At 67.5% G+C, this 25642-nt stretch carries 24 protein-coding genes and 1 other RNA gene; 16 read left to right on the forward strand and 9 right to left on the reverse strand.

Annotated features, from left to right (window positions below; all coding sequences use genetic code 11):
• The first annotated feature begins 104 nt into the window (after nucleotides 1-104).
• The 3 genes from SR870_RS20315 (at nucleotide 105) to SR870_RS20325 (ending at nucleotide 2868) form a co-directional block, all read left to right on the forward strand.
• Entirely contained in the window at nucleotides 105-293 is a 189-nt protein-coding gene (locus SR870_RS20315) for a hypothetical protein (protein ID WP_322515315.1), read from the forward strand.
• A gap of 280 nt (nucleotides 294-573) precedes the next feature.
• Nucleotides 574-1893: a siderophore utilization protein FsrB gene (gene fsrB / locus SR870_RS20320; protein ID WP_322515316.1), complete on the forward strand. Its 1320-nt coding sequence runs from the start codon at nucleotides 574-576 to the stop codon at nucleotides 1891-1893.
• A gap of 93 nt (nucleotides 1894-1986) precedes the next feature.
• Nucleotides 1987-2868, forward strand: a complete 882-nt coding sequence (locus tag SR870_RS20325) for an alpha/beta hydrolase (RefSeq protein ID WP_322518327.1) — start codon at nucleotides 1987-1989, stop codon at nucleotides 2866-2868.
• A 36-nt stretch (nucleotides 2869-2904) separates the two neighbouring features.
• On the opposite strand, the gene SR870_RS20330 is transcribed toward SR870_RS20325, so the two are convergent.
• Entirely contained in the window at nucleotides 2905-3876 is a 972-nt protein-coding gene (locus tag SR870_RS20330) for a GTP-binding protein (RefSeq protein WP_322515317.1), read from the reverse strand.
• A gap of 534 nt (nucleotides 3877-4410) precedes the next feature.
• Entirely contained in the window at nucleotides 4411-5310 is a 900-nt protein-coding gene (locus tag SR870_RS20335; protein ID WP_322515318.1) for an EamA family transporter, read from the reverse strand.
• A 155-nt stretch (nucleotides 5311-5465) separates the two neighbouring features.
• Here SR870_RS20335 and SR870_RS20340 point away from each other — a divergent pair, with 155 nt between their 5' ends.
• Nucleotides 5466-6281, forward strand: a complete 816-nt coding sequence (locus SR870_RS20340) for an MBL fold metallo-hydrolase (RefSeq protein ID WP_322515319.1) — start codon at nucleotides 5466-5468, stop codon at nucleotides 6279-6281.
• A gap of 215 nt (nucleotides 6282-6496) precedes the next feature.
• On the opposite strand, the gene ubiG is transcribed toward SR870_RS20340, so the two are convergent.
• Both ubiG and SR870_RS20350 read right to left on the reverse strand, forming a co-directional pair.
• The gene (gene ubiG, locus SR870_RS20345) at nucleotides 6497-7258 is read right to left on the reverse strand and encodes a bifunctional 2-polyprenyl-6-hydroxyphenol methylase/3-demethylubiquinol 3-O-methyltransferase UbiG (protein ID WP_322515320.1); all 762 of its coding nucleotides are present in this window, start codon (nucleotides 7256-7258) and stop codon (nucleotides 6497-6499) included.
• Between the two features lie 15 nt (nucleotides 7259-7273).
• The gene (locus SR870_RS20350; RefSeq protein ID WP_322515321.1) at nucleotides 7274-7753 is read right to left on the reverse strand and encodes a PH domain-containing protein; all 480 of its coding nucleotides are present in this window, start codon (nucleotides 7751-7753) and stop codon (nucleotides 7274-7276) included.
• Nucleotides 7754-7920: 167 nt separating this feature from the next.
• Between SR870_RS20350 and SR870_RS20355 the strand changes: the two genes are divergently transcribed.
• From SR870_RS20355 to SR870_RS20375, 5 genes are all read left to right on the forward strand, one after another.
• Nucleotides 7921-9174: an aspartate kinase gene (locus tag SR870_RS20355; RefSeq protein ID WP_322515322.1), complete on the forward strand. Its 1254-nt coding sequence runs from the start codon at nucleotides 7921-7923 to the stop codon at nucleotides 9172-9174.
• A 302-nt stretch (nucleotides 9175-9476) separates the two neighbouring features.
• Complete coding sequence (gene ptsP / locus SR870_RS20360) at nucleotides 9477-11744, forward strand: phosphoenolpyruvate--protein phosphotransferase (protein ID WP_322515323.1); 2268 nt, start codon at nucleotides 9477-9479, stop codon at nucleotides 11742-11744.
• 69 nt (nucleotides 11745-11813) lie between these two features.
• Nucleotides 11814-12899, forward strand: a complete 1086-nt coding sequence (prfA, locus tag SR870_RS20365; protein WP_322515324.1) for a peptide chain release factor 1 — start codon at nucleotides 11814-11816, stop codon at nucleotides 12897-12899.
• A gap of 39 nt (nucleotides 12900-12938) precedes the next feature.
• Nucleotides 12939-13817, forward strand: a complete 879-nt coding sequence (gene prmC, locus SR870_RS20370) for a peptide chain release factor N(5)-glutamine methyltransferase (RefSeq protein WP_322515325.1) — start codon at nucleotides 12939-12941, stop codon at nucleotides 13815-13817.
• 557 nt (nucleotides 13818-14374) lie between these two features.
• Complete coding sequence (locus SR870_RS20375; protein ID WP_322515326.1) at nucleotides 14375-15118, forward strand: DUF4167 domain-containing protein; 744 nt, start codon at nucleotides 14375-14377, stop codon at nucleotides 15116-15118.
• Nucleotides 15119-15191: 73 nt separating this feature from the next.
• On the opposite strand, the gene SR870_RS20380 is transcribed toward SR870_RS20375, so the two are convergent.
• Nucleotides 15192-15956: a class I SAM-dependent methyltransferase gene (locus tag SR870_RS20380; RefSeq protein WP_322515327.1), complete on the reverse strand. Its 765-nt coding sequence runs from the start codon at nucleotides 15954-15956 to the stop codon at nucleotides 15192-15194.
• A gap of 177 nt (nucleotides 15957-16133) precedes the next feature.
• Here SR870_RS20380 and gloB point away from each other — a divergent pair, with 177 nt between their 5' ends.
• Both gloB and SR870_RS20390 read left to right on the forward strand, forming a co-directional pair.
• The gene (gloB, locus tag SR870_RS20385) at nucleotides 16134-16901 is read left to right on the forward strand and encodes a hydroxyacylglutathione hydrolase (RefSeq protein ID WP_322515328.1); all 768 of its coding nucleotides are present in this window, start codon (nucleotides 16134-16136) and stop codon (nucleotides 16899-16901) included.
• An 8-nt stretch (nucleotides 16902-16909) separates the two neighbouring features.
• A complete protein-coding gene (locus SR870_RS20390) occupies nucleotides 16910-17335 on the forward strand; it encodes a cupin domain-containing protein (RefSeq protein WP_322518328.1) in 426 nt (141 codons plus the stop codon).
• Nucleotides 17336-17851: 516 nt separating this feature from the next.
• On the opposite strand, the gene SR870_RS20395 is transcribed toward SR870_RS20390, so the two are convergent.
• From SR870_RS20395 to SR870_RS20405, 3 genes are read right to left on the reverse strand one after another with little or no spacing between them, the layout of a single operon-like run.
• Nucleotides 17852-18781, reverse strand: a complete 930-nt coding sequence (locus SR870_RS20395; RefSeq protein WP_322515329.1) for a sugar kinase — start codon at nucleotides 18779-18781, stop codon at nucleotides 17852-17854.
• Nucleotides 18778-19710 (reverse strand): NAD(+) diphosphatase, encoded by a 933-nt coding sequence (nudC, locus tag SR870_RS20400; protein WP_322515330.1) that lies wholly within the window; start codon nucleotides 19708-19710, stop codon nucleotides 18778-18780. Before nudC ends, SR870_RS20395 begins: the two co-directional genes overlap by 4 nt.
• Nucleotides 19711-19714: 4 nt before the next feature.
• Nucleotides 19715-20131 carry an HIT family protein gene (locus tag SR870_RS20405; RefSeq protein WP_322515331.1) on the reverse strand — a complete coding sequence of 139 codons (417 nt, stop codon included), beginning with the start codon at nucleotides 20129-20131 and terminating at the stop codon, nucleotides 19715-19717.
• Between the two features lie 215 nt (nucleotides 20132-20346).
• On the opposite strand from SR870_RS20405, the gene ffs reads away from it, so the two are divergent.
• From ffs to SR870_RS20430, 5 genes are all read left to right on the forward strand, one after another.
• Nucleotides 20347-20443: signal recognition particle sRNA small type (gene ffs, locus SR870_RS20410), an RNA gene on the forward strand.
• Between the two features lie 159 nt (nucleotides 20444-20602).
• Nucleotides 20603-22489, forward strand: coding sequence for a DNA polymerase III subunit gamma/tau (locus tag SR870_RS20415; RefSeq protein WP_322515332.1), 1887 nt, complete (start codon nucleotides 20603-20605; stop codon nucleotides 22487-22489).
• Nucleotides 22490-22519: 30 nt separating this feature from the next.
• Nucleotides 22520-22840, forward strand: coding sequence for a YbaB/EbfC family nucleoid-associated protein (locus tag SR870_RS20420; RefSeq protein ID WP_322515333.1), 321 nt, complete (start codon nucleotides 22520-22522; stop codon nucleotides 22838-22840).
• 101 nt (nucleotides 22841-22941) lie between these two features.
• Nucleotides 22942-23547: a recombination mediator RecR gene (gene recR / locus SR870_RS20425; protein WP_322515334.1), complete on the forward strand. Its 606-nt coding sequence runs from the start codon at nucleotides 22942-22944 to the stop codon at nucleotides 23545-23547.
• 19 nt (nucleotides 23548-23566) lie between these two features.
• Nucleotides 23567-23992 (forward strand): hypothetical protein, encoded by a 426-nt coding sequence (locus SR870_RS20430; RefSeq protein ID WP_416221100.1) that lies wholly within the window; start codon nucleotides 23567-23569, stop codon nucleotides 23990-23992.
• A 150-nt stretch (nucleotides 23993-24142) separates the two neighbouring features.
• On the opposite strand, the gene SR870_RS20435 is transcribed toward SR870_RS20430, so the two are convergent.
• Nucleotides 24143-25516 carry an AmpG family muropeptide MFS transporter gene (locus tag SR870_RS20435; RefSeq protein ID WP_322515335.1) on the reverse strand — a complete coding sequence of 458 codons (1374 nt, stop codon included), beginning with the start codon at nucleotides 25514-25516 and terminating at the stop codon, nucleotides 24143-24145.
• Between the last annotated feature and the right edge of the window lie 126 nt (nucleotides 25517-25642).

Raw genomic sequence — 25642 nt, forward strand, 5'->3', positions numbered from 1 at the left:
ATGTGGACGAAGATCGGCCGAAATGTCGCGGCTCGGCGGCACGATCGGGAGCGACGAGCGTTGTGACTCCACGCCGCGCCCACGCGGAGCCGAGGGAGAAACCGATGGCCGATCCGAAGGACGACGACGCGCTCGAACCGGACGATTTTCCGGTCCACGTCGAAAACACCGCGGTGACGAAGCAGGACGGCGAGACCATCGCCGAAGCGAAGACCGAGAAGCTCGCCGAGGACATCGCGCAGCGTCTCAACGAACAGGCGATGCAGGAAGAAGAGGACCGCTGGTCGGCCTGACCGGGCGGTTATCAGTCCTGATCGTCGGGCACGGATCGTCCGCGCCGGTTCCGTTTGAACGATTCCAAAACGCGAGAAATGCACTCGGTCGCCCAACGCGGTAACTCCATCCGGAGCCCGTCCTGCCTTGTGCCGGACGGTCTGCGCGGAACCGCCGGGCGACGGCGTCTCGTTGCTGCTGCCTGCGCGCGCGAGCGAACGGCGGCACGTCCGGGACCTCGCGGTCGCGCGAACGGCCCCCACGCCGGCGCGCAACGACAACGAATGGGACCGGGTCGGCATGAGAGCGATATTCGGGCGACTGCACCGCTGGGCCGGGCTTCTCACCGCGGCGTTCCTGTTCTTCTCCGGCGTCACCGGCGCGATCATCTCATGGGACCACGAGATCGACGAGACGCTCAACGCCAAGTTCTACGACGTCTCGACTCCGGGCCCGGCGATTTCGTCGGTCGATCTCGTCAAGCAGATCGAGAGCCGCGATCCGCGCGCCCGGGTGATCTTCTTTCCGATGACGCCGGAGCCCGGCCACTCGCTGGCGTTCTTCGTGCAGCCGCGGATCGATCCGTCGACCGGCAAGCGCTACGCGCTCGACTACAATCAGATCTTCCTCGATCCCAACACCGGCGCCGAGCTCGGCCGGCGCTATTGGGGTGCGGTGTGGCCGGTGACCAGCGAGAACTTCGTCTCGTTTCTGTACAAGCTGCACTACACCATGCACGTCCCCGAATTCTGGGGCAGCGACCGCTGGGGCGCGCGGCTGCTCGGCATCATCGCCATCATCTGGACGATCGACTGTTTCGTCGGCTTCTATCTGACGCTGCCGGCGCGGCGGCTGCTGCGCGCCGGGCAGGCGCCGGCGGTGAAGCGCGAGCTCGGCAAGGGGTTCTGGGCGCGCTGGGCGCCGGCCTGGAAGATCAAGACCTCGGGCAGCGCCTACCGGATCAATTTCGACATCCACCGCGCCTTCAGCCTGTGGACCTGGGCGGTGCTGTTCGTGGTCGCGTTCACGGCGTTCTCGCTCAATCTGTATTTCGAGGTGTTCTCGCCGATCATGAAGACGGTGTCGAACTACACGCCGACGCCGTTCGAGCAGCGGCCCTATCGCAGCCTCGACGATCCGATCGAGCCGAAGATGAATTTCGCGCAGATCGCCGCGCGCGCCGAAGCCGACGGCCGTGCGCGCGGCTTCACCGCGCCGCTCGGCTCGCTGTTCTACGGCCCGGCGCACGGCGTCTATGCGGCGGCGTTCTTCAAGCCCGGCGACGATCACGGCGCCGCCGGCGTCGGCCCGGCGCAGTTGTACTACGACAGCGAGGACGGCCGCCCGATCGGCGACCGGCTGCCCTGGGTCGGCACCGCGGCCGACATCTTCGTGCAGATGCAGTTCCCGCTGCATTCGGGACGAATCCTGGGCCTGCCGGGCCGCATCCTGATCTCGGCGATGGGTCTGGTGGTGGCGGCGCTGTCGGTCACCGGCGTGGTGATCTGGTGGCGCAAGCGCCGCGCCCGCATCGCCTCGCGCCGCGGCGCCGCGCGCGCGGGATCGCGCCCGGCCGGATCGCGCTGGGACGTGGCGAGCGAACCCGAGCGCGCCGGGTAGGCGCCGCGAACGGTCCCCCGCGCCACATGAACCTGCCGCTGGCCGGCTGCGTTTGGTAAGAAGTGTGTCGTCTCGAGCGAGGTCGTGAAGGCGATGACGTGGCGGAGCGAACAGATCGCGTGGGCCTGGGACGGCAAGCCGGTGACGGTCGCGCAGACCAGCCATGGCGACGGGCCGACGGTGCTGATGCTGCCGGCGCTGAGCTCGATCTCGACGCGGCGGGAAATGCGGCCGTTGCAGCAGCAGCTCGGCGGGTCGTTCCGGACGGTCGCGATCGACTGGCCGGGCTTCGGCGATCTGCCGCGGCCGAAGATCGATTGGCGGCCCGAGGCCTATCGCGCCTTCCTGAAGCAGGCCGCCGAGCGCCTGCGGCCGGCAGCCACCATCGCGGTCGGCCATGCCGCCGGCTACGCGCTCGCCGAGGCGGCGGAAACCGAAGCGGCACTGGGTGCGCTCAGCCTGATCTCGCCGACCTGGCGCGGGCCGCTGCCGACCATGACCGGCAAGCGCATCGCGGCGTTTCGATCTGTTGCCCGGGCGGTCGATTGGCCGGTGCTGGGCGCGCTGCTGCATCGGCTCAACGTCAACCGGCCGGTGATCGGCATGATGGCGCGCGGCCATGTCTATGCAGATCCCGCCTGGCTGACGCCGGAGCGGCTGCGCGACAAGCTCGCCGTCACCGAAGCCGCCGGCGCGCGCTATGCGTCGGTCCGGTTCGTCGTCGGCGAACTCGACGCGTTTCGCGAAGGTGCAGAATTTCTATCCGCCGCGGCGCGGATCAGGACGCCGCTGCAGGTGGTGTTTGGTGCCCAGGCCCCGCGCAAATCCAAAGTCGACATGGTCGCGCTGGCGGCGCTCGACCACGTCCAGGCGACCGAACTGCCGGTCGGCAAGCTCTCCGTCTATGAGGAGTATCCCGAGCAGGTCGCGCCGGTCGTCGCGGCGTTTCTGCGCAGCAATCCGACGACCGGTTAGCGGCGTCGACGCGCCGCTCCCGCCGGCGTGAGACGGCTACGCCCGGCAGGCCATGAAGCCGTGTTCGATCACGTCCTTCGGCAGGTTGCGGCCGATCAGGACGAGGCGGCTGACGCGCTCCTCGCCGTCTTTCCACGGCCGCTGGTGATCGCCCTCCAGCAGCATGTGCACGGCCTGCACGACGAAGCGCTCGTCGTCGTCCTTGAAGGCGATGATGCCCTTCATCCGCAACAGATCGACGCCGAACTGCTGGGTGATGGTGCCGATCCACGGCATGAACTTCGCCGGATCGAGCGGCTCCTTCGTCACCAGCGAGAAGCTGCTGATGTGATCGTCGTGCTCGTGCTCGTGGAATTCGTCGAGGAAGTCGGGCTCGACTTCCAGAATCCGGTCGAGATCGAACGCGCCGCGGCCGAGCACGTGGTCGAGATCGACGTCGCAGCGCTGGGTGAGATGGATCGTCGCCGTCGGGTTGATGCGGCGGATGCGCGCCTGGACCTGTTTCAGCTCCTCGGCCGAGACCAGATCGGTCTTGTTCAGCAGCACGGTGTCGGCGAAGGCGAGCTGTTCCTGCGCTTCGTGCGCGGTGTCGATCTCGCCGAGCAGATGCTTGGCGTCGACCACGGTGACGATCGAATCCAGCTTGGTCTTGGCGCGGACGTCGTCGTCGACGAAGAAAGTCTGCGCCACCGGGGCGGGGTCGGCGAGGCCGGTGGTCTCGACCAGGATGGCGTCGAACTTGGTCCGCCGCTTCATCAGCCCCTGGATGATCCTGATCAGATCGCCGCGCACGGTGCAGCAGATGCAGCCGTTGTTCATTTCGAACACTTCCTCGTCGGTATCGACGACCAGGTCGTTGTCGATGCCGACTTCGCCGAACTCGTTGACGATGACGGCGTATTTCCTGCCGTGATGCTCGGTGAGGATGCGGTTGAGCAGCGTGGTCTTGCCGGCGCCGAGATAGCCGGTCAGCACCGTCACGGGGGTCGGAGTTCGAGGCTCGGGCATCGCGGTGTCCTTTTGCGGGGGCCGGGACCGGGAGGTCGCGGGAGCCCAATCGGGCATCTTGTGCAATGTTATAACATTGCAATCAATCCCGCAAAGCGGCAGGAGGCGAAGCCGAGCAGAGATTCAGGAGGCGGTGCCGAGCAGAGGAAAGAGCCGAAACGGGCGCCGCAGGATCATGGCCCCGGCGTCGACGTCGCCGCGGTCACCGCCAAGCGGTCGACCTACCAGGCGCAACTGTCGGCTTCTTACTCCGCGCCAAGGTACAGAGCCTCAATCTGGCGAGCTATCTGAGCTAGCGCAGTTCATCGATTGATCGAAGCGATATGGCCCTCGCCGGATGCACTGACTCCTCATCCTGAGGAGCCCCGGCAAAGCCGGGGCGTCTCGAAGGATGCGACGGACGCAGAGCCCGTGGCGCATGGTTCGAGACGGCGCTTCGCGCCTCCTCACCATGAGGTTGTGCCTGCGGCGAGTATTCCTGAACGCCGGTGCTGATCCCCGAACGGCTCAAGTCGCCGGCGCGGTGCGCCCGGGTCACGCCGCGACCAGCAGCGCGACGCCGAGCACGATCAGCACGATGCCGCCGAGTTCGCGCACCGACATCGGCTGCTTGAACGAGTAGTAGGCGACGGCCTGCGCGAACAGCACCTCGACCAGCGCCAGGGTGCGGACATTGGCGGCAGCGGTGAGCGCGAAGGCGAGGAACCAGAATTGCGACGCCGCGGCGCCGACGAAGCCCGCCAGCATCGACGGCTTCCACAGATGCAGGATGTCGCGCAGCACCTGCGGCGCGCGGGCCAGCAGATAGATCGTCAGCACCAGCGTCTGCACACCGAGAGCGAAGACGAGGGTGAACGTCGCCGCGGTGACGAAGCTGACGCTCGGCACCACGATGATCGCGCCGCGAAACCCGACCGCCGACAGTGCGAATCCGGCGGCGGCGGCGAGCCCGAGCGCCGTCGGCCGCAGGCTGGCGAGGTTGCGCGCGCTGCCGGGCCGTAGCGCGGTGATCACCACGCCGAAGGTGGCGATCAGGATCGCGCCGACTTTCAGCACGGTCAGATGATCGCCGAGGAACACGAAGCCGAAGATCGCGGTCTGGATCGCCTCGGTCTTCAGATAGGCGGTGGTGACCACGAAGGAGCGTTCGTTCATCGCCGCCAGCATCAGGCCGGTGGCGGCGATCTGCGACAGCGCGCCGAGCAACAGCCACGGCCAGAAGTCGAGGCCCGGCCACGGCAGCGCGTCGCCGGTCGCCGCGACCACCACGCCGAGGAACAGGATCGAGAACGGAAACCCGAACAGGAAGCGGATGTTGGTCGCGCCCCAGGTGCCGAGCGGCCCGGTCAGCGAACGCTGCATTGCATTGCGCGCGACCTGACCGAGGGCGGCGACGAGCGCGAACGGAATCCAGAGCGAGGCGGTGCTGAGCATGAAATGATCGGGGCTGGAAGGGCGCGGCACCGTGGCCGCCCGGGTCGCCGCGGTCAACCGGAACCGGATCATGCCAGCGTTGCGCGGTGGCGCCGCGCTGGCGCCCGGGCGATTTGACGCTACACTCCTGCCGGAGCCCGACCGGGAGTGACGCCATGCTGCGCTGCCTTGCCGCCTTCGTCGCGCTGTTCGCCGCGCTGCTGTCGCCGGCGCAGGCCGAGGACGGCTTCCGCGGCAGCGAGTGTCTGGCGATGGCGCAAGCGCCGCCGCGCGCGGTGCCGGTCAGTCTGCGGCGGACGGCTGCGGCCGAGCAGGTGCTGATCACCTATCGCGGGCACTCGACCTATACGATCGAAACCCCCGGCGGCGTGATGGTCGCGACCGACTACAACGGCGCCTACGGCACCGGCCGGGTTCCGGACGTCGTCACCATGAACCGCGCGCATTCGACGCACTACACGCTGGCGCCCGATCCGAAGATCGCCCACGTGCTGCACGGCTGGGGCGACGACGGCCAGCCCGCGCATGTCCGGCTGCGGGTCGGCGACGTGATGATCCGCAACGTCACCACCGACATCCGCCGCACCATGTTCGACGACGGCAATGCCGGCATGATCAAGGACGGCAATTCGATCTTCATCTTCGAGGTCGCGGGCCTGTGCATCGGCCATCTCGGCCATTTGCACACCGCGCTCGACGACAGCCATTTCGCCGCGATCGGCCGGATCGACATCCTGATGGTGCCGATCGACGGCAGCTACACGATGTCGCTCGACGGCATCTCGCAGATCACCAAGCGGCTGCGCGCCTCGGTGGTGCTGCCGATGCACCGCTTCATGACGCCGCTCGACGAGTTCATGCGGCGCATCGGCCAATCGTTCGCGATCGATCAGCGCGGCGACAGCGCCCTGCGGATCTCGCGCGATACGCTGCCGGCGACGCCGACGGTGATCATTCTGAAAGGCGTATAGGAAAGCCGATCTCCGATCGGCTCAGAGGCATTTTTGTGAAGAGTGATGGATTGCCGGGTCAAGCCCGGCAATGACGTCGGGATTTGGGTGACGCGTTGCTCTTCATCGGCGCTCCGAGGTGATTCAAGGTCTCACCTCACACCACCCACGTCATGCGCGGGCTTGACCCGCGCATCCATCGGCTTCGAAAAATCCGACGACGATTTCGGACAGAACTACGGCGCGGTCTCGGCCACCACCATGTAGTTCACGTCCATGTCGGCCGACAGCTTCCAGCGGTCGGCGAGCGGGTTGAACACCATGCCGGACTGTTCGGTGACGACCAGCCCGAAGCCGTGCAGATGCTGCTCGAGCTCGGCGGGGGTGACGAACTTGTCCCATTGATGGGTGCCGCGCGGCAGCCAGCGCATGACGTATTCGGCGCCGACGATCGCCAGCGCGAAGCTCTTCCAGTTGCGGTTGAGTGTCGCCACCACCATGATGCCGTTGGGCTTCATCAGCGCCGCGCAGCGGCCGAGGAAGGCGCCGACATCGGTGACGTGTTCGATCACTTCCATCGCCAGCACGATGTCGAAGCGCTCGCGCGGGTCGATCTCCTCCACCGTGGTGCAACGATAGTCGATCGGCAGATGCGACTTGTCGGCGTGGATCTTCGCCGCCGCGATGTTGGTCGCCGACGGATCGATCCCGATCACCTGGGCGCCGAGCCTTGTGAACGGCTCGCACAGCAGCCCGGCGCCGCAGCCGATATCCAGCATCCGCAAGCCTGACAGGCAGCTCAGGCTCTTGGCGTTGCGCTCGAATTTGCGGCAGGCGGCGTCGCGGATGAAGCTGATCCGCAGCGGGTTGATCCGGTGCAGCGGCGCCATCTTGCCGGTCGGGTCCCACCATTGCGCCGACAGTTTGGAGAATTTCGCGATTTCGGCCGGATCGACCGAGGGCGACGCGGGACCGGTGGATTCGGATTGCAGTGCCATGGATGCGCCGTGCTCCTATCGCGCGGTAATTGAACTTCGGAACGCCAAAGGCGCCGAAATGGTCCGGATGGTCTCCCGCCCCTCGCCGACGCCCAGAACGGTGACGTCACCATAGTCGAGAACGCGGCCGAGGATGCTCTGATCGAGGTCAACGCTCTCGATCTTGTCCAGGCTCATCTCGAAGGTACGGCGCTGGATGAATCCGGTTTTATGCACCAGTCGCAGTGACGTGACGTCGGTCTCGGTGGTCCAGCGATGGAACCAGGCCTTGAACGTCAAATACAGCGCGAATACCCCGATCACCGCCGCCAGCCCCAGCAGACCGGGCTCGATCCGCGGATCGACGGCGACAACGTCGGGTACGCGGGTCAGGCCAGCGACCGCGGCAACGATAATCCACAGCCCAAGCGCAGGCAGGTAGAAGATCCAGTGCGGTTTGGCCGAATAGAGCACCTTCTCCCCGGGCTGGAGAATCTTGTCGATGTACCCCCCCATGCTGTCTCCGACGCCTTTCCCGACCGCCTTTCCGAAGCGATTCGCCTCGTCCGCGGCCTCGATTGCTTGCCCGGACCAGCGCCGCTGTGTATACGCGCCTCGCGGCGCCCAACTTGCGGAGTCCGCGCCATCAATACTCGTTGTCTGCAGGGATTGCACTATTCGTCATGGGCCGGCTGGTGATGAAATTCGGCGGCACGTCCGTCGCCAATATCGAGCGCATCCAGAACGTCGCGCGCCATGTCAAGCGCGAGGTCGACGCCGGCCATGAGGTCGCCGTGGTGGTGTCGGCGATGTCCGGCAAGACCAACGAGCTGGTGGCCTGGTGCACCGAGGCGTCGCCGATGCACGACGCCCGCGAATACGACGCGGTGGTGGCGTCCGGCGAGCAGGTGACGTCTGGACTGCTGGCGATCGCCTTGCAGGCGCTCGGCATCCAGGCGCGGTCGTGGCAGGGCTGGCAACTGCCGATCCGCACCAGCGACGCCCACGCCTCGGCCCGGATCGTCGACATCGACGGCAGCGAGATCGTCAAGCGCTTCGGCGACCGCAAGGAAGTCGCGGTGATCGCCGGCTTCCAGGGCATCAATCCGGAAACCGGCCGCATCACCACGCTCGGCCGTGGCGGCTCCGACACCTCGGCGGTGGCGATCGCGGCGGCGCTGAAGGCGGACCGCTGCGACATCTACACCGACGTCGACGGCGTCTACACCACCGACCCCCGCGTAGTGCCGAAGGCCAGGCGGCTCGACAAGGTGGCGTTCGAGGAAATGCTGGAACTGGCGTCGCAGGGCGCCAAGGTGCTGCAGGTCCGCTCGGTCGAGCTCGGCATGGTCTACAACGTGCCGATCTTCGTGCGCTCTTCGTTCGACAAACCCGAAGATATCGATCCGCACGGCACGCCGCCGGGCACGCTGATCTGCAGCGAGGAGAAAATCATGGAGAACCACGTCGTCACCGGCATCGCCTTTTCCAAGGACGAAGCCCAGATCTCGGTGCGCCGGATCGAGGACAAGCCGGGTGTGGCGGCGTCGATCTTTGGGCCGCTGGCCGACGCCAATATCAACGTCGACATGATCGTGCAGAACGTCTCCGAGGACGGCAAGACCACGGATCTCACCTTCACCGTGCCGGCGTCGGATTTCGCCCGCGCCAAGCAGACCATCACCTCGGCGCAGGACAAGATCGGCTATGCCCGGTTCGACAGCGAGACCGACGTCGCCAAGGTCTCGGTGATCGGCTCGGGGATGCGCAGCCATGCCGGCGTCGCGGCCCAGGCATTCGCCGCTTTGGCCGCCCGCAACATCAATATTCGCGCCATCACCACCTCGGAGATCAAGTTCTCGGTGCTGATCGACGCCGCCTATACCGAGCTCGCGGTACGAACGTTGCATACTTTGTACGGGTTGGATCAAGTTTAGAACAATTTTTCAGTCATTTCGGGCCGGGTGCGGCATTCGCCGCCGTTGCCCGCGGCAGGCGTTTTGCTTGGCAAATCAAGCGTCAATTCGCTATACGGCCTGAAGGGCGCGCGGCGCCGGCGAGACGGTTGAACGGCCGGTTCCGGTGCGTCGCGAAGGCTGGAATCGGGCCGTGAATCGGCCTGGTCCCGGCTTGCTTCGAAGGCCGGGGGCGGATCGCGGCCCGGCGAGGTTGCGTCGAGAGGTTCGTCGCCGGCACCGCAGGCCGGCGGTGGTGACGATTTCAGGGGAGATTTCGGCATATGCGGAGCACGTCGGGCGGCCCCCGCGTCTTGCTGAGACGGCTCCGTGAAACCATGGCGGAGCAGGTCTCCGCGCAGGAACGGCTGGACAAGATCGTGGTGCTGATCGCCGCCAATATGGTGGCGGAGGTGTGCTCGACCTACGTCCTGCGGGTCGACAACACCCTCGAACTCTACGCCACCGAAGGCCTCAACCGCGAGGCTGTTCACCAAACCGTGCTGACCGCGCATGAAGGTCTGGTCGGTCTGGTCGCCTCCGAGGCGACGCCGCTGAATCTGTCCGACGCCCAGAGCCATCCGGCGTTCTCGTTCCGCCCGGAGACGGGCGAAGAGATCTATCACTCGTTCCTGGGCGTGCCGATCCTGCGCGCCGGCAATACGCTCGGCGTGCTGGTGGTGCAGAACCGCGCCAAGCGCACCTATGTCGAGGAAGAAGTCGAGGCGCTGCAGACCACCGCCATGGTGCTCGCCGAGATGATCGCCTCGGGCGAATTGTCGGCGCTGGCGCAGCCCGGCGCCGAGCCCGCGGCGCGGCACTCGATCCACAAGACCGGCGCGATCCTGTCCGACGGCATCGCGCTCGGCCACGTCGTGCTGCACGAGCCGCGCGTCGTCATCACCAACTACATCGCCGAGGATCTGCCCAAGGAGATCAAGCGGCTCGACACCGCGCTCGCCAATCTGCGCGCCGATCTCGACCGCCTGCTGGAGCGCGGCGACGTCGCCGACGGCGGCGACCATCGCGACGTGCTCGAAGCCTACCGGATGTTCGCCAACGACCACGGCTGGTCGCACAAGCTGCACGAGGCGGTGGCCACCGGCCTCACCGCGGAAGCCGCCGTCGAACGCGTGCAGTCCGACACCCGCGCCCGGATGCTGCGCTCGACCGATCCTTATCTGCGCGACCGGCTGCACGATCTCGAGGACCTCGGCCACCGGCTGATGCGCCAGCTCGTCGGCCAGAACCACGCGCCGTCGCGCGAACAATTGCCCGACAACGCCATCCTGATCGCGCGCTCGATGGGCCCGGCGGCGCTGCTCGATTACGACCGCAACCGGCTGCGCGGCCTGGTGCTGGAGGAAGGCACCGCGAATTCCCACGTCTCGATCGTGGCGCGCGCGCTCGGCATCGCGGCGATCGGCGAAGTGCCGAACGCGCCGGGCATCGCCGATCCGGGCGACGCGATCATCGTCGACGCCACCTCCGGTTCGATCTATGTGCGGCCGTCGGCCGAGGTCGAGGCCGCCTATGCCGAGCGGGTGCGCTTCCGCGCCCGCCGCCAGGCGCAATATTCGGCGCTGCGCGATCTCGCCTGCGTCACCACCGACGGCCAGCCGATCGACCTGATGATCAATGCCGGGCTGGCGATCGACCTGCCGCATATCGACGACACCGGCTCGTCCGGCGTCGGCCTGTTCCGCACCGAGCTGCAGTTCATGATCGGCCAGAGCCTGCCGCGCTCCAGCGATCAACTCGCGCTGTACCGCGCCGTGCTGGATGCCGCCGGCGCCAAGCCGGTGACGTTCCGCACGCTCGATATCGGCGGCGACAAGGCGCTGCCCTACATGGAGACGGTGGTCGAGGAGAATCCGGCGCTCGGCTGGCGCGCGATCCGGCTCGGGCTCGATCGGCCCGGCCTGCTGCGCAGCCAGATCCGGGCGCTGCTGCGCGCCGGCGGCGGGCGCAATCTGCGCATCATGTTTCCGATGATCTCGGAAGTCGCCGAGTTCGACGCCGCCAAGGCGATCGTCGAGCGCGAGCTGACCTATCTGCGCCAGCACGGCCACACGCTGCCGGAGCGGGTCGATGTCGGCACCATGGTCGAGGTGCCGGCGCTGCTGTATCAGCTCGACGAATTGCTGAAGAAGGTCGACTTCATCTCGGTCGGCTCCAACGATCTGTTCCAGTTTTTGTATGCGGTCGACCGCGGCAACGCCAAGGTGTCGGACCGCTTCGACACGCTGTCGGCGCCGATCCTGCGCGCGCTGCGCGACATCGTGCGCAAGGCGAAAGCCGCCAGGCGCTCGGTGTCGCTGTGCGGCGAGATGGCGTCGCAGCCGCTCGGCGCGCTGGCGCTGATCGCGATCGGCTATCGGGCGCTGTCGGTGTCGGCGGTGTCGCACGGTCCGGTCAAGGCGATGATTCTCGGTCTCGACGCCGCCAAGGCCGAGGCGGCGATCTCGCCGCTGCTCGATCTGCCTTCCGGCAGCGTTTCGATCCGGCACAAGCTCGCGGAATTCGCCGAGGCCCACGGGCTGTCGTTGTAGCGACGATCTCCGCGCCGTCGCCTCGCCGTTGCCTTTTCCGTTTTCGCCTTCGCTGTCCGAGACCGATCGATGTCCACACTGCCCGAAGCCAAGCTCGACGTTCTGCTCGCGCATCACGCCTCGCTCGAAGCGCAATTGCTCGGCGAGGTCGGCGCCTCCGACTACGTCCGCATCACCCGCGAATTGTCCGAGCTCAATCCGCTGGTCGAGGCGGTGAAGGCCTATCGCGAGGTGCGCGACGAACTCGGCGACATCGACGAACTGCTCGAGGATCCGGCCACCGACCCCGAGATGCGGGCGATGGCGGAAGCCGAGCGCGACGCGCTCGACGCCCATCGCGAGGAACTGATCCAGCAGATCCGGGTCGCGCTGTTGCCGAAGGACGCGATGGACGATCGCAACGTGATGCTGGAAATCCGCGCCGGCACCGGCGGCGACGAGGCCTCGCTGTTCGCCGGCGACCTGTTCCGGATGTACGAGAAATTCGCCGCGCTGCAGGGCTGGAGCGTCGAAGTGATTTCCGCTTCCGAAGGCACCGTCGGCGGCTTCAAGGAAATCATCGCCGAAGTGAAGGGCCGCGGCGCCTTCGCCAAGCTGAAGTTCGAATCCGGCGTGCATCGCGTCCAGCGCGTGCCCGACACCGAGACACAGGGGCGCATCCACACCTCGGCGGCGACGGTGGCGGTGATGCCCGAGGTCGAGGAGGTCGACGTCGAGATCAGGCAGGACGATCTCAAGATCGACACCATGCGGGCGCAGGGTGCCGGCGGCCAGCACGTCAACAAGACCGAATCGGCGATCCGCATCACCCATCTGCCGACCGGCATCGTGGTGATGATGCAGGACAGCCGCTCGCAGCACAAGAACCGCGCCTCGGCGATGAACATCCTGCGCTCGCGGATCTACGACGCCGAGCAGCAGCGGCTCGACGCGGCGCGCTCGGCCGAGCGCAAGGAGAAGGTCGGCTCCGGCGACCGCTCCGAACGGATCCGGACCTACAACTTCCCGCAAGGCCGGGTCACCGATCACCGCATCAATCTGACGCTGTACAAGCTGCCGCAGGTGATCGCCGGCGAAGCGCTCGGCGAACTGATCGACGCGCTCACCACCGAGCACCAGGCCGCGCAACTCGCCGCGCAGGGCCATGCGGCCTGAGCCGCGGCCACGCCGCCGCCCGCGCGCAGCGGCGCGCGCGTGAGCAACTCTTTTTCAGGCGCCAGCCTTGCCGCCGCGCGCCGCGCGCTCGGCAAGCGGCTGAAGGACGCCGCGATCGAATCGGCCGAGCTCGACGCCCGGCTGCTGATCGGCGAGGCGACCGGGCTCGATCTCACCGGACTGATCGTGCAGGCCGAGCGACAGCTCGCGCCGGACGAGGCCGAGCGGCTCGACGGATTCGCGACGCGCCGGCTGGCCGGCGAGCCGGTGGCGCGGATTCTCGGCCGGCGCGAATTCTGGGGCCTGCCGTTGACGCTGTCCGCCGACACCCTGGTGCCGCGGCCCGACACCGAGACCGTGGTCGAGGTCGCGCTGGATTATCTGCGCGCCGAGGCGCTGTCGCGTCCGCTGATTCTCGATCTCGGCACCGGCTCCGGCGCGATCCTGCTGGCGCTGCTGTCGGAATGCCCCGACGCGTGCGGCGTGGCGACCGATATCAGTCTCGGAGCTCTACGAGCCGCGCGGGCGAATGCGGTCGCTCTCGGGCTGGCGAATCGCGCCGGCTTCGTCGCCTGCGACTACGCCGCGGCGCTGGCCGGCCGTTTCGACCTGATCGTCTCCAACCCGCCTTACATCCCGGCGCGGGAGATCGCGACGCTCGATGTCGAGGTTCGTGCGCACGATCCGCGCCGCGCGCTCGACGGCGGCGATGACGGTCTCGACGCCTATCGCCGGATCGCCCCCGAATCGAAGCGGCTGCTGCGGCCGGGCGGGGCGCTGGTGGTGGAGATCGGGCAGGGCCAGAGCGACGACGTCGCGGCGCTGATGCGGGCCGCCGGGCTGGCCGTCGCCGACCCGCCGCGCCCCGATCTGGGCGGCGTTTTGCGGGTGGTGACGGGGCGGCATTTGACAGGTTAATGTCGGAATAGATTGCAAAAAACGCTTGGAATATCGGCTGAGAGCGACTACGTTCCGGCCAGGATATCGGTCCAGGGTGGTTGGTCCCGCGGGTCTGCGGTCAAAGACCGAAAAAGAACAGAGTTCTTGTCGAGAGCCCGGATCGAAATGGGTTCCCAAACGGCGGTTTTGATGGAGCGCGAAGGCTGAGACAGCCGCGCTGCTCGCGACCGCAGAGCGAACGAAAGCCTGAATTACGCTTGAAGAACTCACGCAAGCGAAGCTGAGCCTGCTGTGGCGGGCTCGTTGAATGGTCCGGCCGGCGCGGCGCGGCGCGCTCCGGAGTTGGGGAACGCGTCTTTGTTGAACGCGACATACGGCACTAACGAGACCGGGCGGATCAATACTTCGGATGGTCGCATTGCGTTCGGCGTCGGCCGCGCGTCCGGCGATGCATGCCCCGACAGAATTATGACTGGCCGCAGCATGCCGGCCTTCGCAACACACTCCAATCGGAACAAGCGGCCGTCGGGATATCGCGACGGTCGGGATATAACGGGTTCGTAAGAAGGTAAGACATGAGAAACGGGCAGAACAACAAGCGGCTGCGTAACCGGAACAGCGGTAGCAACAATAATAACAACAACAACAACAACCGGCGCGGCCAGAACCCGATGACCCGGGTGTTCGAGTCGAATGGACCCGATATCAAGATCCGCGGGACCGCCTCTCACGTCGCCGAGAAATACGTTCAGCTCGCGCGCGACGCGCGCTCCTCCGGTGACCCGGTCGCGGCGGAGAATTACTATCAGCACGCCGAGCATTATTTCCGGCTGATCGCCGCGGCGCAGGAGCAGTTCCGGCAGAACCAGCCGCAGCAGGCGCCGCGTATCGACAACGAGATGTCGGACAGCGACGACGACGGCGAGAGCGATTACTCGAATTTCGGCGCCGAGCCCGGCCTCGTCCCGGTGCAGCAGCAGCCGCAATCCTATCAACCGCGCGAACCCCGCGAACAGCCGCAGTTTCAGCCGCGCGAGCCCCGCGAGCAGCCGCAGCCCCGCGAGCATCGGCCGCAGCCGCAATTCACGCCGCGGGTCGAGCAGCCGCAGCCGAGCGTCGACGCCGGCGTCGATCGGTTGCCCTCATTCATCACCGGGCCGCAGCCGCAGATCAGCCCCGCGGCGTTCGAGGGCGCGACGGGTGCTGGCGGCGAACGCTTTCCGCCGCGTCGCCGGCGTCGTCCGCACGCGCCGCGCACCGCCGAAGGCGCCGCAGCCGCCCCGGTGCCGGCCGAAGACGCCACCCCCGGCAACGAATAAGCCGAGCCGGAATCGGTTTCGAGACCACAAGGGTCGCGCGCTGGCGCGGCCCTTTTCTGTTGCGCTGGCGCGCTCAGCGCGGCCGCAGCGGCAGGTCGGTGTCGTCGGCCTGCATCGGCGACGGCACCAAGGATGGCTCCAGCGAGGGGATCAGCCGGGTGCGTTCGCGCCTGGCCTGGATCGGCCGGACCACCTGCTTGGTCGCTTCGACCACATGGACGCCCGCCAGCGGCAGTGAGGTGGCGGCGCCGATCCGCTCCCACGCCGGCGCCGAGCGCAGCAGCCAGGCCTGCTCGAGCGGGGGCACGAACAGCGCCTCGCTCCAGCCGACCGGGGTGAACCAGGTCCGCCGCAGCAGATCGGAAATCTGCGAGCGCGAATACGGCCGTCCGTGACCGAACGGGGTGTTGTCGATGCGCGCCCAGACGCCGCGGCGATTCGGCACCACCGCCAGCAGCCGTCCCGACGGCGCCAGCACTCGCCACACCTCGCGCAACAGCGCGTCGGGGTCGTCGGACATTTCCAGCGAATGCACCAGCAGGATGCGGTCGACCGCGGCGTCGGGCAGCGGCAGCGCGCGCTCCTCGACCAGCGTCGACAGCGTGGCGCGCGCGGTCGGCCATTTCAGCACACCCTGGGCCGCCGGCATGAAGGCGATGCAGCGTTCGCAATTGTGACGAAACAGGCCGAGATACGGCGTCGGATAGCCGAGCCCGAGCACGCGCTGTCCGCGCGCGTCCGGCCAGTGCGTCTGGATACCGCGATTGATCAGGCGCCGGGCGACCACGCCGAGCCGGTTGGAGTAGAACTCGCGCAGATTGACCACGTCGATCGTCATGCGGAGCTTTTACCACGGCAGCGGACAGTCCGGCAAAGCGGCGTGCTGCGGAGTTGACACGCGCATTCTCCCGCATTTCACCGAACTCGCCGTCCGTGGTAGAGTTCGCATCGCGTCGCTCCGGCGGTCGCCACCAGCGTCGGGCGCATCCGCACCGTACAATTCCCGGGAGATCTCATGCCTGCCGACATCCGCATCGTTCCGTGCCTCACCGACAATTTCGGCTACCTGGTCCACGACCCGTCGAGCGGCGCCACCGCCTCGATCGACGCGCCGGAGGCCGCGCCGCTGATCGCGGCGCTGGAGAAGGAAGGCTGGAAGTTGACCGATATTCTGGTGACGCATCATCACGGCGATCACGTCGGCGGCATCGCCGAACTGAAGAAGAAGTATCAGTGCCGCGTCGTCGCGCCGCACGACGCCAACGCCAAGATCGCCGACGTCGATCTGCGCGTCGAGGAGGGCGACGTCGTCAAGGTCGGCGGACTGAGCGCGCGGGTGCTGGAGACGCCGGGCCACACGCTCGATCACATCTCCTACGTGTTCGACGACGACCGCGCGCTGTTCGCCGCCGATACGCTGTTCTCGATCGGCTGCGGCCGGGTGTTCGAGGGCACCTATCCGATGATGTGGGAATCGCTCTTGAAGCTGCGGGCGCTGCCCGACGACTTCAAACTGTATTGCGGCCATGAATACACCGCTTCCAACGTCAAATTCGCGCTGACGATCGAGCCCGACAACGCAGCGCTGCAGGCGCGCGCCAAACAGGTCGAGCAGCAGCGCGCCGCCGGCCAGCCGACGATCCCGGTGACGCTCGGCGAGGAGAAGAAAGCCAATGTGTTCCTGCGCGCCGACGAGCCGTCGGTCGCGGCGGCCATCGGCTTCGCCGGCGAGAGTGCGGCCGACGTGTTCGGCGAGATCCGCGAGCGCAAGAACAACTCGTGAGCGCGCCGATGCTGTCGGCCGCGGACATCATCGCGCGGCTGAAGCTGCAGCCGCATCCCGAAGGCGGCCATTATCGCGAGACGTTTCGCGATCCCCGCTGCGACGCCTCCGGCCGCAGCGTCTCGACCGCGATCTATTTCCTGCTGGCGCGCGGCGAACGCTCGCACTGGCACCGCATCGACGCGGTCGAAATCTGGCACTACTACGCGGGCGCGGCGCTGACGCTGCAGATCGCCGACGACGACGGCCTTCGCACGATCACGCTCGGCCCGGATGTCGCAGCCGGCGAAACGCCGCAGGCAATCGTGCCGCCGCACGCCTGGCAGGCGGCCGCCGCGACCGGCGACTGGACGCTGGTCGGCTGCACCGTGGCGCCGGGCTTCGATTTCGCGACGTTCGAACTTGCGCCGCCGGGCTGGGCGCCCGGGACCTGAACGGGAACGCTCCGGGATACCGGGTCCCCGCCTGCGCGGGGACTTGTGGCACCGGCTTTGCCACGATCACTTCCGTCATGCGCGGGCTTGACCCGCGCATCCATCGCGCGCGCAAGCGCGCCGGATGACTCTTTGCGAAGAAGATGGATTGCCGGGTCGAGCCCGGCAATGACCACGGCGCTGTCGGGCGCAGGCCCAGCCCGTAGGATGGGTTAGCGCGAAGCGCGTAACCCATCGTGCGACGGTGTGCGCGAAGGGATGGGTTACGGCGCAAGTGCGCCTAACCCATCCTACGAGCTACGAGCTGGGATACTGGGTCCCGATGCGCGGGGACGACGGCTTTTTTGGTGGCGCTCGCTTTGCCACGATCACTCCCGTCATGCGCGGGCCCGACCCGCGCATCCATCGCGCGCGCGAGCGCGCCACATGACTGTTTGCGAAGAAGATGGATTGCCGGGGCGAGCCCGGCAATGACGGCGGTGGTGTCGGGGGCAGGCCGTGCCTCGGCGCAGTCGATTACTTCGCCTTGTCGGCGAGAAACGCCTCGACCTCTTCGCGGTCCGGGCACGCGAACGCCCCGCCCGGCCTGGTGCATTTCAGCGCCGCGGCGGCGGAGGCGAAGCGCAGCGCGCTGGCGATGTCCTGGCCTTCGCTGAATGCCACCGCGAAGCCGCCGTGGAAGATGTCGCCGGCGCCGAGCGTGTCGACGACGTGCACCGGAAACGCCGGGGTCTGCTGGAATTGCTGCTGGGCGTCGAGCCACAGCGTGCCCTTGGGGCCGCGGGTGACGGCGACGAAGGCATGAGTGAGCTTCGCCACCTTCTTCAGCGCCGTCTCGTCGTCGTCGGTGCCGGCGGTGGCGTGCAGCGCTTCGGCCGAGAAGATCAGGTGCGACGACGCGGTCAGCAGACCTTCGTTCAGCGACATCGCGCTGTCGATGTCGACCACGACCGGAATGCCGCGCCTGGTCGCCTCCGCGCAGAGCGGCGTCGCGAAGCCGGCGCAGCGGCTCTCGATCATGATCGCGTCGCAGTCCTTCAGCAGTTCATCGGCGTCCGGCAACGCGACGTTCCACAGCTTAGGATCGCGGAAGGTGACGATGGTGCGTTCGCCGGTCGGATCGACCAGCACCGCCGAGATCGGCGTCACCAGCCCCGGCATGTGGATCAGGCCGGAGGTGCCGATGCCTTCCTCGCCGAGCTTGTCGAAGATGAAGCCCCCCGCGACTTCGCTGGCGTCACCCATCGGGCCGCACATCGTCGCGGTGCCGCCGAGCCGGGCGATGCCGATCCCGGCATTGAGCGCGTTGCCGCCGCAGATCTCCTCATAGGCGCTGGCGGGGATCTTGTTGCCGCGGCCCGGCACCGCCTCGATCCGGAAGGTGAGGTCGCGGACCGGGATGCCGACGCAGAGAATGCGCGGATTGGGCTTTGCGGTGTTCGTCATGATGTCTGCTCCAGCCAGCGGCCGACCAGATGATGCGCGATCGCGAACGGGTGCGGCCCGACCAGGCCGTCCGGATGTTGGCGGTTGAGCATCGCGGCGGCCTCGTCGCGCGAGAACCAGCGCGCATCTTCGAGTTCGGTGAAGTCGATGGTGATGTCTTCGGTGGTTGCCACCGCCGTACAACCGATCATCAGCGAAGATGGATACGGCCACGGCTGCGTCATGTAGTAGCGCACCTCGGAACAGCGGATGCCGGACTCCTCATAGATCTCGCGGCGCACAGCGTCCTCGATCGTCTCCGCCGCCTCGACGAAGCCGGCGAGGCACGAATACATCCCGGCCGGAAACGGCTTCTGCCGGCCGAGCAGGCACTTGTCGCCCGACGTCACCAGCATGATCACCACCGGGTCGGTGCGCGGAAAATGCTCGGCCTTGCAGGTCGGGCAGTCGCGCTTCCAGCCGCCCTGCGACATCGCGGTGCGGGCGCCGCAATTGGCGCAATAGCCGTGGCGCTGGTGCCAACCGACCATCGACTTCGCCATCGCGATCGCCGAGAGCTGCTCGGCGGGCAGGATGCCCTGCATCGCCATGCCGCGCAGCTCGGCGATGCCGGCGTCGCTGCGGGTCATCAGCGTTTCGACCGCCGCGGCGCCGATGCCCATGCCGAACACCGCCGCGCCGTCGCGCAGGCCGAGAAAGATCGTGCCGGGATTGGCGCCGAGCGCCAGCGCCTCTCTGATCGACAGCAGCGCGCGCGGGCCGCTCTCCTCGTGCTTCACCACCAGCGAATCGCGATGCACCACATAGGCGCGGGTGTCGCTCTTGTCCTCCATCGCCATCAGTTTGGAATCATCGCCGCGCAGATGCGCGGCGCGGTCGAGGACGTTGCTGACGAAGGCCGGCTGGCCGAGCGGGAACGCGCTGCTCATCGGCTCAGCCCAGCCAGATCTTGCGCCGCAGCGCGTTGATGAATTGCTGCACTTCTTCGGCGTCGTGCGGCAGCGCCGGCACCACGCCCCACACCGGCCGCGGCCAGGCGGCGTCGTTGGAGCGCCGCGCGATCACATGAACATGAAGCTGCGGCACCACATTGCCGAGCGCCGCGATGTTCAGCTTGTCGCATTTGGTGATCTCCTTCAGCGCGCGGCCGACCCGGGAGATTTCCGTCATCAATTGCGCCTGCGCGACCTCGTCGAGATCGATGATCTCGACCGCGCCGGCGCGGCGCGGCACCAGCAGCAGCCACGGATAATTCGCGTCCTTGATCACCAGCACGCGGCTGAGCGGCAGGTCGCCGATATTGATGGTGTCTTTTTCGAGCTGCGGGCTGAGCGACCAATCGGAGGGCATGGCGGTTCCATCGGCCCGTTGGCAAAAGCGGGCTCTTGCGTGGTTGCGGGGGCGGGCCTCGGCCTCTCATAGCAACTCGGCCGAGGCCACGAAAGCCGCGGCGCGATGCGGAATTCACCGCCGCTGCCGCCACGTTGTGGGCTCGCACTGTCCGAAGGTCCAAGACGCTGCGCGCCCGCTTGCATTCGGGCGGTTTTGGCTCCAAATAGGGACCGGGAGATTGGCGGTGGACGAGCCACTCGCCAACCGGGTCAGGTCCGGAAGGAAGCAGCCCTAACGAGGTCCGGATCGGGTCGCTCGTCAGTCTCCTACCTGTTTTTCCGGCCGTTGCGCGCCGGTCGATCCAAAGGTGGCGTATCGGCCCGGCCTGCCGGGCGTCTGTCGGGCGCGGAGCGGATCGAGGGCTCCGCCGGACAGCTCCGCCCCGTTCCGCAATGCGGCCCCGAGAGAGAACACATTGCGGAACGACCGATGACCGACGCAGGCCCTCCCGCGACCCCTTCGGACGATTCGGATCAGACCGGCCTCGGCCTGGATGCAGGCGCCCCGGGCGCAGGAGCGCTGGGCGGCGCGCCGGCCGGCGCCTACCGGGTGCTGGCGCGCAAATATCGTCCCAACAGTTTCGAGGATCTGATCGGCCAGGAAGCGGTGGTGCGCACCGTCTCCAATGCGTTCGACACCGGGCGGATTCCGCAGGCCTGGATCCTCACCGGCGTGCGCGGCGTCGGCAAGACCACCACTGCGCGCATTCTGGCGCGGGCGCTCAATTACGAAATGCCGGACGGCTCGGTGAAGGGGCCGACCATCCACATGCCGGTGCACGGCGTGCACTGCAAGGCGATCATGGAAAGCCGGCACATGGACGTGCTGGAAATGGACGCCGCCTCGCATACCGGCGTCGACGACGTCCGCCAGATCAACGACAGCGTGCGCTACGCGCCGGCGTCTGCGCGTTACAAGGTCTACATCATCGACGAAGTCCACATGCTGTCGACGGCGGCGTTCAACGCCTTCCTGAAGACGCTGGAGGAGCCGCCGGAGCACGCCAAATTCGTGTTCGCCACCACCGAGATCCGCAAGGTGCCGGTGACGGTGCTGTCGCGCTGCCAGCGCTTCGATCTGCGCCGTGTCGAAGCCGACGTGCTGATGAAGCATCTCGGCGGCATCGCCGCCAAGGAAGGCGTCGAGGTCGAGGCGGAAGCGCTCGGCATCATCGCCCGCGCGGCCGAAGGCTCGGTGCGCGATTCGCTGTCGCTGTTCGATCAGGCGATCGCCCATGCGGCCGGTCTGGTGCGCGCCGATCAGGTCCGGCAGATGCTCGGCCTCGCCGACCGCACCCGCGTGATCGAGCTGTTCGACGCGCTGGCGCGCGGCGATATCGCGGCGGCGTTCGCCGAATTCCGCGACCAATACGACACCGGCGCCGATCCGGTGGTGGTGCTGAGCGACCTCGCCGAATTCGTGAACTTCGTCACGCGGGTCAAGATCGTGCCGGCGACCGCCGACAACGTCGCGTTCGGCGAGACCGAGCGGCTGCGCGGGCGCGAATTCGCGACCCGGCTGTCGATGCGGGTGCTGTCGCGGATGTGGCAGATGCTGCTCAAGGGCATCGCCGAGGTGCAAAGCGCGACGCGCCCGGCCGCGGCCGCCGAGATGGTGCTGGTGCGGATCGCCTACGCGGCCGATCTGCCGACGCCGGACGAGGCGATCCGGATGATCGAACAAGGCGGTGGCGGGACGCCGCTGCCCTCCGGTGGAAGCGGCGGAGCTGCTCCGCGTGGCGCCCCCTCCGCGTCGGTCTCCGTCGCGCCGACCCATGCGGCGATGGCGCCGCGCAGCGCGCCGCCGATGCTGCGTGGCGGCGCCGAGACCATGGCCCGGCCGCAGCCCGCCGCGCCTGCCGCGGCCCAGCAACCGACCCCCGCGGCGTTGACGATCACCAGCTTCCCGCAGCTCGTCGCGCTGGCGTCCGAGAAGCGCGATGTGATGACACGGATGGCGCTGGAAGCCGATGTGCGGCTGGTGCGGATCGAGGACGGCCGGCTCGAACTGGCGCTGGAACGCACCGCCTCGCGCGCCCTGATCGGCGACCTCGGCCGCAAGCTCGAACAATGGACCGGGCGGCGCTGGACCGTGATCGTGTCGAACGAGCCGGGACAGCCGACGCTGCGATCCCAGAACGAGGCGCAGAAGAACGAACGCGAGCGCGCCGCGGAGAGCGATCCGCGGGTGCAGGAGGTGCTGGCGCGTTTTCCCGGCGCCAAGGTGATCGAGGTGCGGCGGCTCGCCACCGAGCCGGCCCCGACCGATTCGGATATCGAAGACCCCGCCGACCCGGTCGACGACGACGATTCATGAGAATTCTGGCTCTTTCGAAAGGAACCGATCATGGCTGATTTCCTCGGCATGATGAAACAGGCGGCGCAGCTTCAGTCGAAGATGAAGGCGATGCAGGCGGAGCTCGACCAGATCGAGGTCGAGGGCCTGTCCGGCGGCGGCCTCGTCAAGGTCCGGATGACCGCCAAGATGGAAGTGCGCGGCGTTTCGATCGACCCCTCGCTGCTGAAGGCCGACGAAGGCGAGGTGCTGGAAGATCTGCTGGTCGCGGCGCTGGCCGACGCGCATCGCAAGGCGGAAGCCGCGATGCAGGAGAAGATGCAGGCGCTGACCGGCGGGCTCGGCCTGCCGCCCGGCCTCGGGCTGGGCTAGTCTTCCAGGAATACCGATTCGCAAGTTCTCGCCGACGTGCCGGCGGGCGTCTCGTTTGCGCCTGCCGCCGATCCGACTCACCGAAACGGATAGCTGTCCCGATGGCCATCGCGGTCGCAGGCCCCGAGATCGAACGTCTGATCCAGTTGCTGGCGCGGCTGCCGGGTCTCGGCCCGCGCTCGGCGCGGCGCGCCGCGCTGCATCTGATCAAGAAGCGCGACGCGCTGATGTCGCCGCTCGCCTCGGCGCTGCAGGTCGCGATCGACAAGATCGAGGTCTGCAAGACCTGCGGCAACATCGATACGCAGAATCCCTGCACGGTGTGCACCGATCCGCGTCGCGATCCGTCGATCATCGTGGTGGTGGCCGACGTCGCCGATCTGTGGGCGCTCGAACGCGCTTCCGCCACCAATGGCCGCTATCACGTGCTCGGCGCGACGCTGTCGCCGCTCGACGGCGTCGGCCCCGACGATTTGACCATCGACGCGCTGGTGGCGCGCGCCCATGATCCCGCGGTCGGCGAGATCATCCTGGCGCTCAACGCCACGGTCGACGGCCAGACCACGGCGCATTACGTCACCGACCTGCTGCAGGACGCGGGCGTCAAGGTGACGCGGCTCGCCCACGGCGTCCCGGTCGGCGGCGAACTCGACTATCTCGACGAAGGCACGCTGTCGGCCGCGATGCGGCAGCGGACCCTGTTCTGAACCACCGGAAATGGACCTGATGATCGAACGACTGCTGAAATCCTCGCTGATTGTCGCCGCGCTGATGGTGCTCCCGGTCTTGCCTGCGCGCGCGCAGGCCGCCGACAGTCAGGCAGCGCTGCCGAAGCCGAAGGCGATGAAGGTGGGCGACGTGCTCAGCGGCGAACTCACCGCGATGCGCTCGCGCGCCAGGGCCAAGGGCAAGAAGGGTCCGGTGTATCAGCTCGTCAGCGAGCCGCGCCGGCTGCCGCCGCCGTCCGGCCTGTGCAATCTCGAGAACGGGCCGGAAACGTTCCAGATCGTGCCCGCCAGCGACGCCCAGGCGGCGCAGCTCAAATCGCGCCTCGGCAAGAACGTGGTGCTGAAAGTCGAGTCGGTGGCCTGCGCCGAGGAGGCCGGGCAGTACAGCGAGGCTGTGGTGACGAAGTGGAGCCTGGTGAACTAAGCGGCCGCTTGATCACGCCGTAATTCTCTCCGTCATGCCCGGGCTTGTCCCGGGCATCCACGAACAGGCGCCTGCGTCGATGTAAGAACGTGGATGGCCGGGACAAGCCCGGCCATGACGACGTTTGAGCAAGAACAAAGCGGTGCGGGTCTAAACCCTCACCGGTCCGAGCGCCGTGAAATGATCGCGGCGCTGCAGCCAGAGCAGTAGCACCAGGCTCGGCGCGGCGACCGCGACGCTGATGATGAAGAACGCCGGCCAGCCGGTCGCCTGCGCCACATAGCCGGCGCCCGCCGACAGATAGGTCCGCCCCACCGCCGACAGCGCCGTCAGCAGCGCGTATTGCGTGGCGGTGTGCAGCGGGTTCTGGCATAGCGCCGACAGATACGCGACGAAGATCACGGTGCCGATCGCGCCGGTGAAATTCTCGACCGAAATCGCCAGCGCCAGCGCCCATTGGTTGACGCCGACGGTCGCGAGCCATGCGAACGCCAGATTCGACAGCGCCTGCAGCACAGCGCCGATCCACAGGCTGGCGACCAGCGAGTAACGTCGCGCCAGGAAGCCGCCGGCGAAGCCGCCGATCAGCGTGGCGGCGAGGCCGACGCCCTTGACGATCGCCGCGTAGTCGTTCCGCGAAAAGCCGAGGTCGATCACGAACGGCGCCGTCATGGTGCCGGAGAACGCGTCGGTGAATTTGAACAGCACCACGAAAGCCAGCACCGCCAGAGCATCTTTGCGGATGAGAAATTCCGAGAACGCGCCGATCGCCGCGCGCGTCACCCGGGTGAATGCGGTTTCGCCGCTGGTGGCGGCCTCGGCGCGGCGCGATTGCTCCGGTTCGGTCGCGAGCAGTGCCGTGACCGTGCCGATCAGCACCATGCCGGCCATCGTCACATAGCCCCACATCCAGGCGTCGGCGCGCGCGAGGCCGGTGCCCTCATAGGCGCTGACCAGAAACAGCACGCCCGCGGTCGAGATCAGCATCCCGATCCGGTACGCCGCCACATAGGACGCCATGCCGGCCGCCTGCTCATTCTCCGGCAGGCTCTCGACGCGGAACGCATCGACCACGATGTCCTGCGTCGCCGACGCGGCCGCGACCAGCAGTGCGCCGATCGCGACGAACAGCGGCGCATGCGCCGGATCGGTCAGCGCCAGCAGCAGGATCGCTCCGATCAGCAGCAGTTGGGTCGCGACCAGCCAGCCGCGGCGGCGGCCGAACCAGCGCGACAGCAGCGGCACGTGCAGCGCGTCGACCACCGGCGCCCAGATGAATTTCAGCGTGTAGGGCGTGCCGACCAGCGCGAACAGGCCGATGGTGCCGAGATCGACGCCGGATTCGCGCATCCACACCAGCAGCGTCGAGCCCGACAGCGCCAGCGGTAACCCGGACGAGAAGCCGAGAAACAGCACGATCAGCACGCGCGGCTGCAGATACACCGTCACCGCCTCGCGCCAGCCCGGCTTGGCCGGGGCGACGGGAGGCAGCGGCTCTGGATTCGATGCGGCGTCAGCGTTCATGTTTGGGGTGGTAGCAGATTCGAGCGTCGGATGGCATTCGCTGCAATTTCGACGGTCATCGCCCGGCTTGACCCTACGACATTCACACATCTGCTTTGGCTGTTGCGGGCGGCAGCTTTCTCTGAC

The sequence above is a fragment of the Rhodopseudomonas palustris genome, assembly GCF_034479375.1.
GTDB classification, from domain to species: Bacteria; Pseudomonadota; Alphaproteobacteria; order Rhizobiales; family Xanthobacteraceae; genus Rhodopseudomonas; species Rhodopseudomonas palustris_M.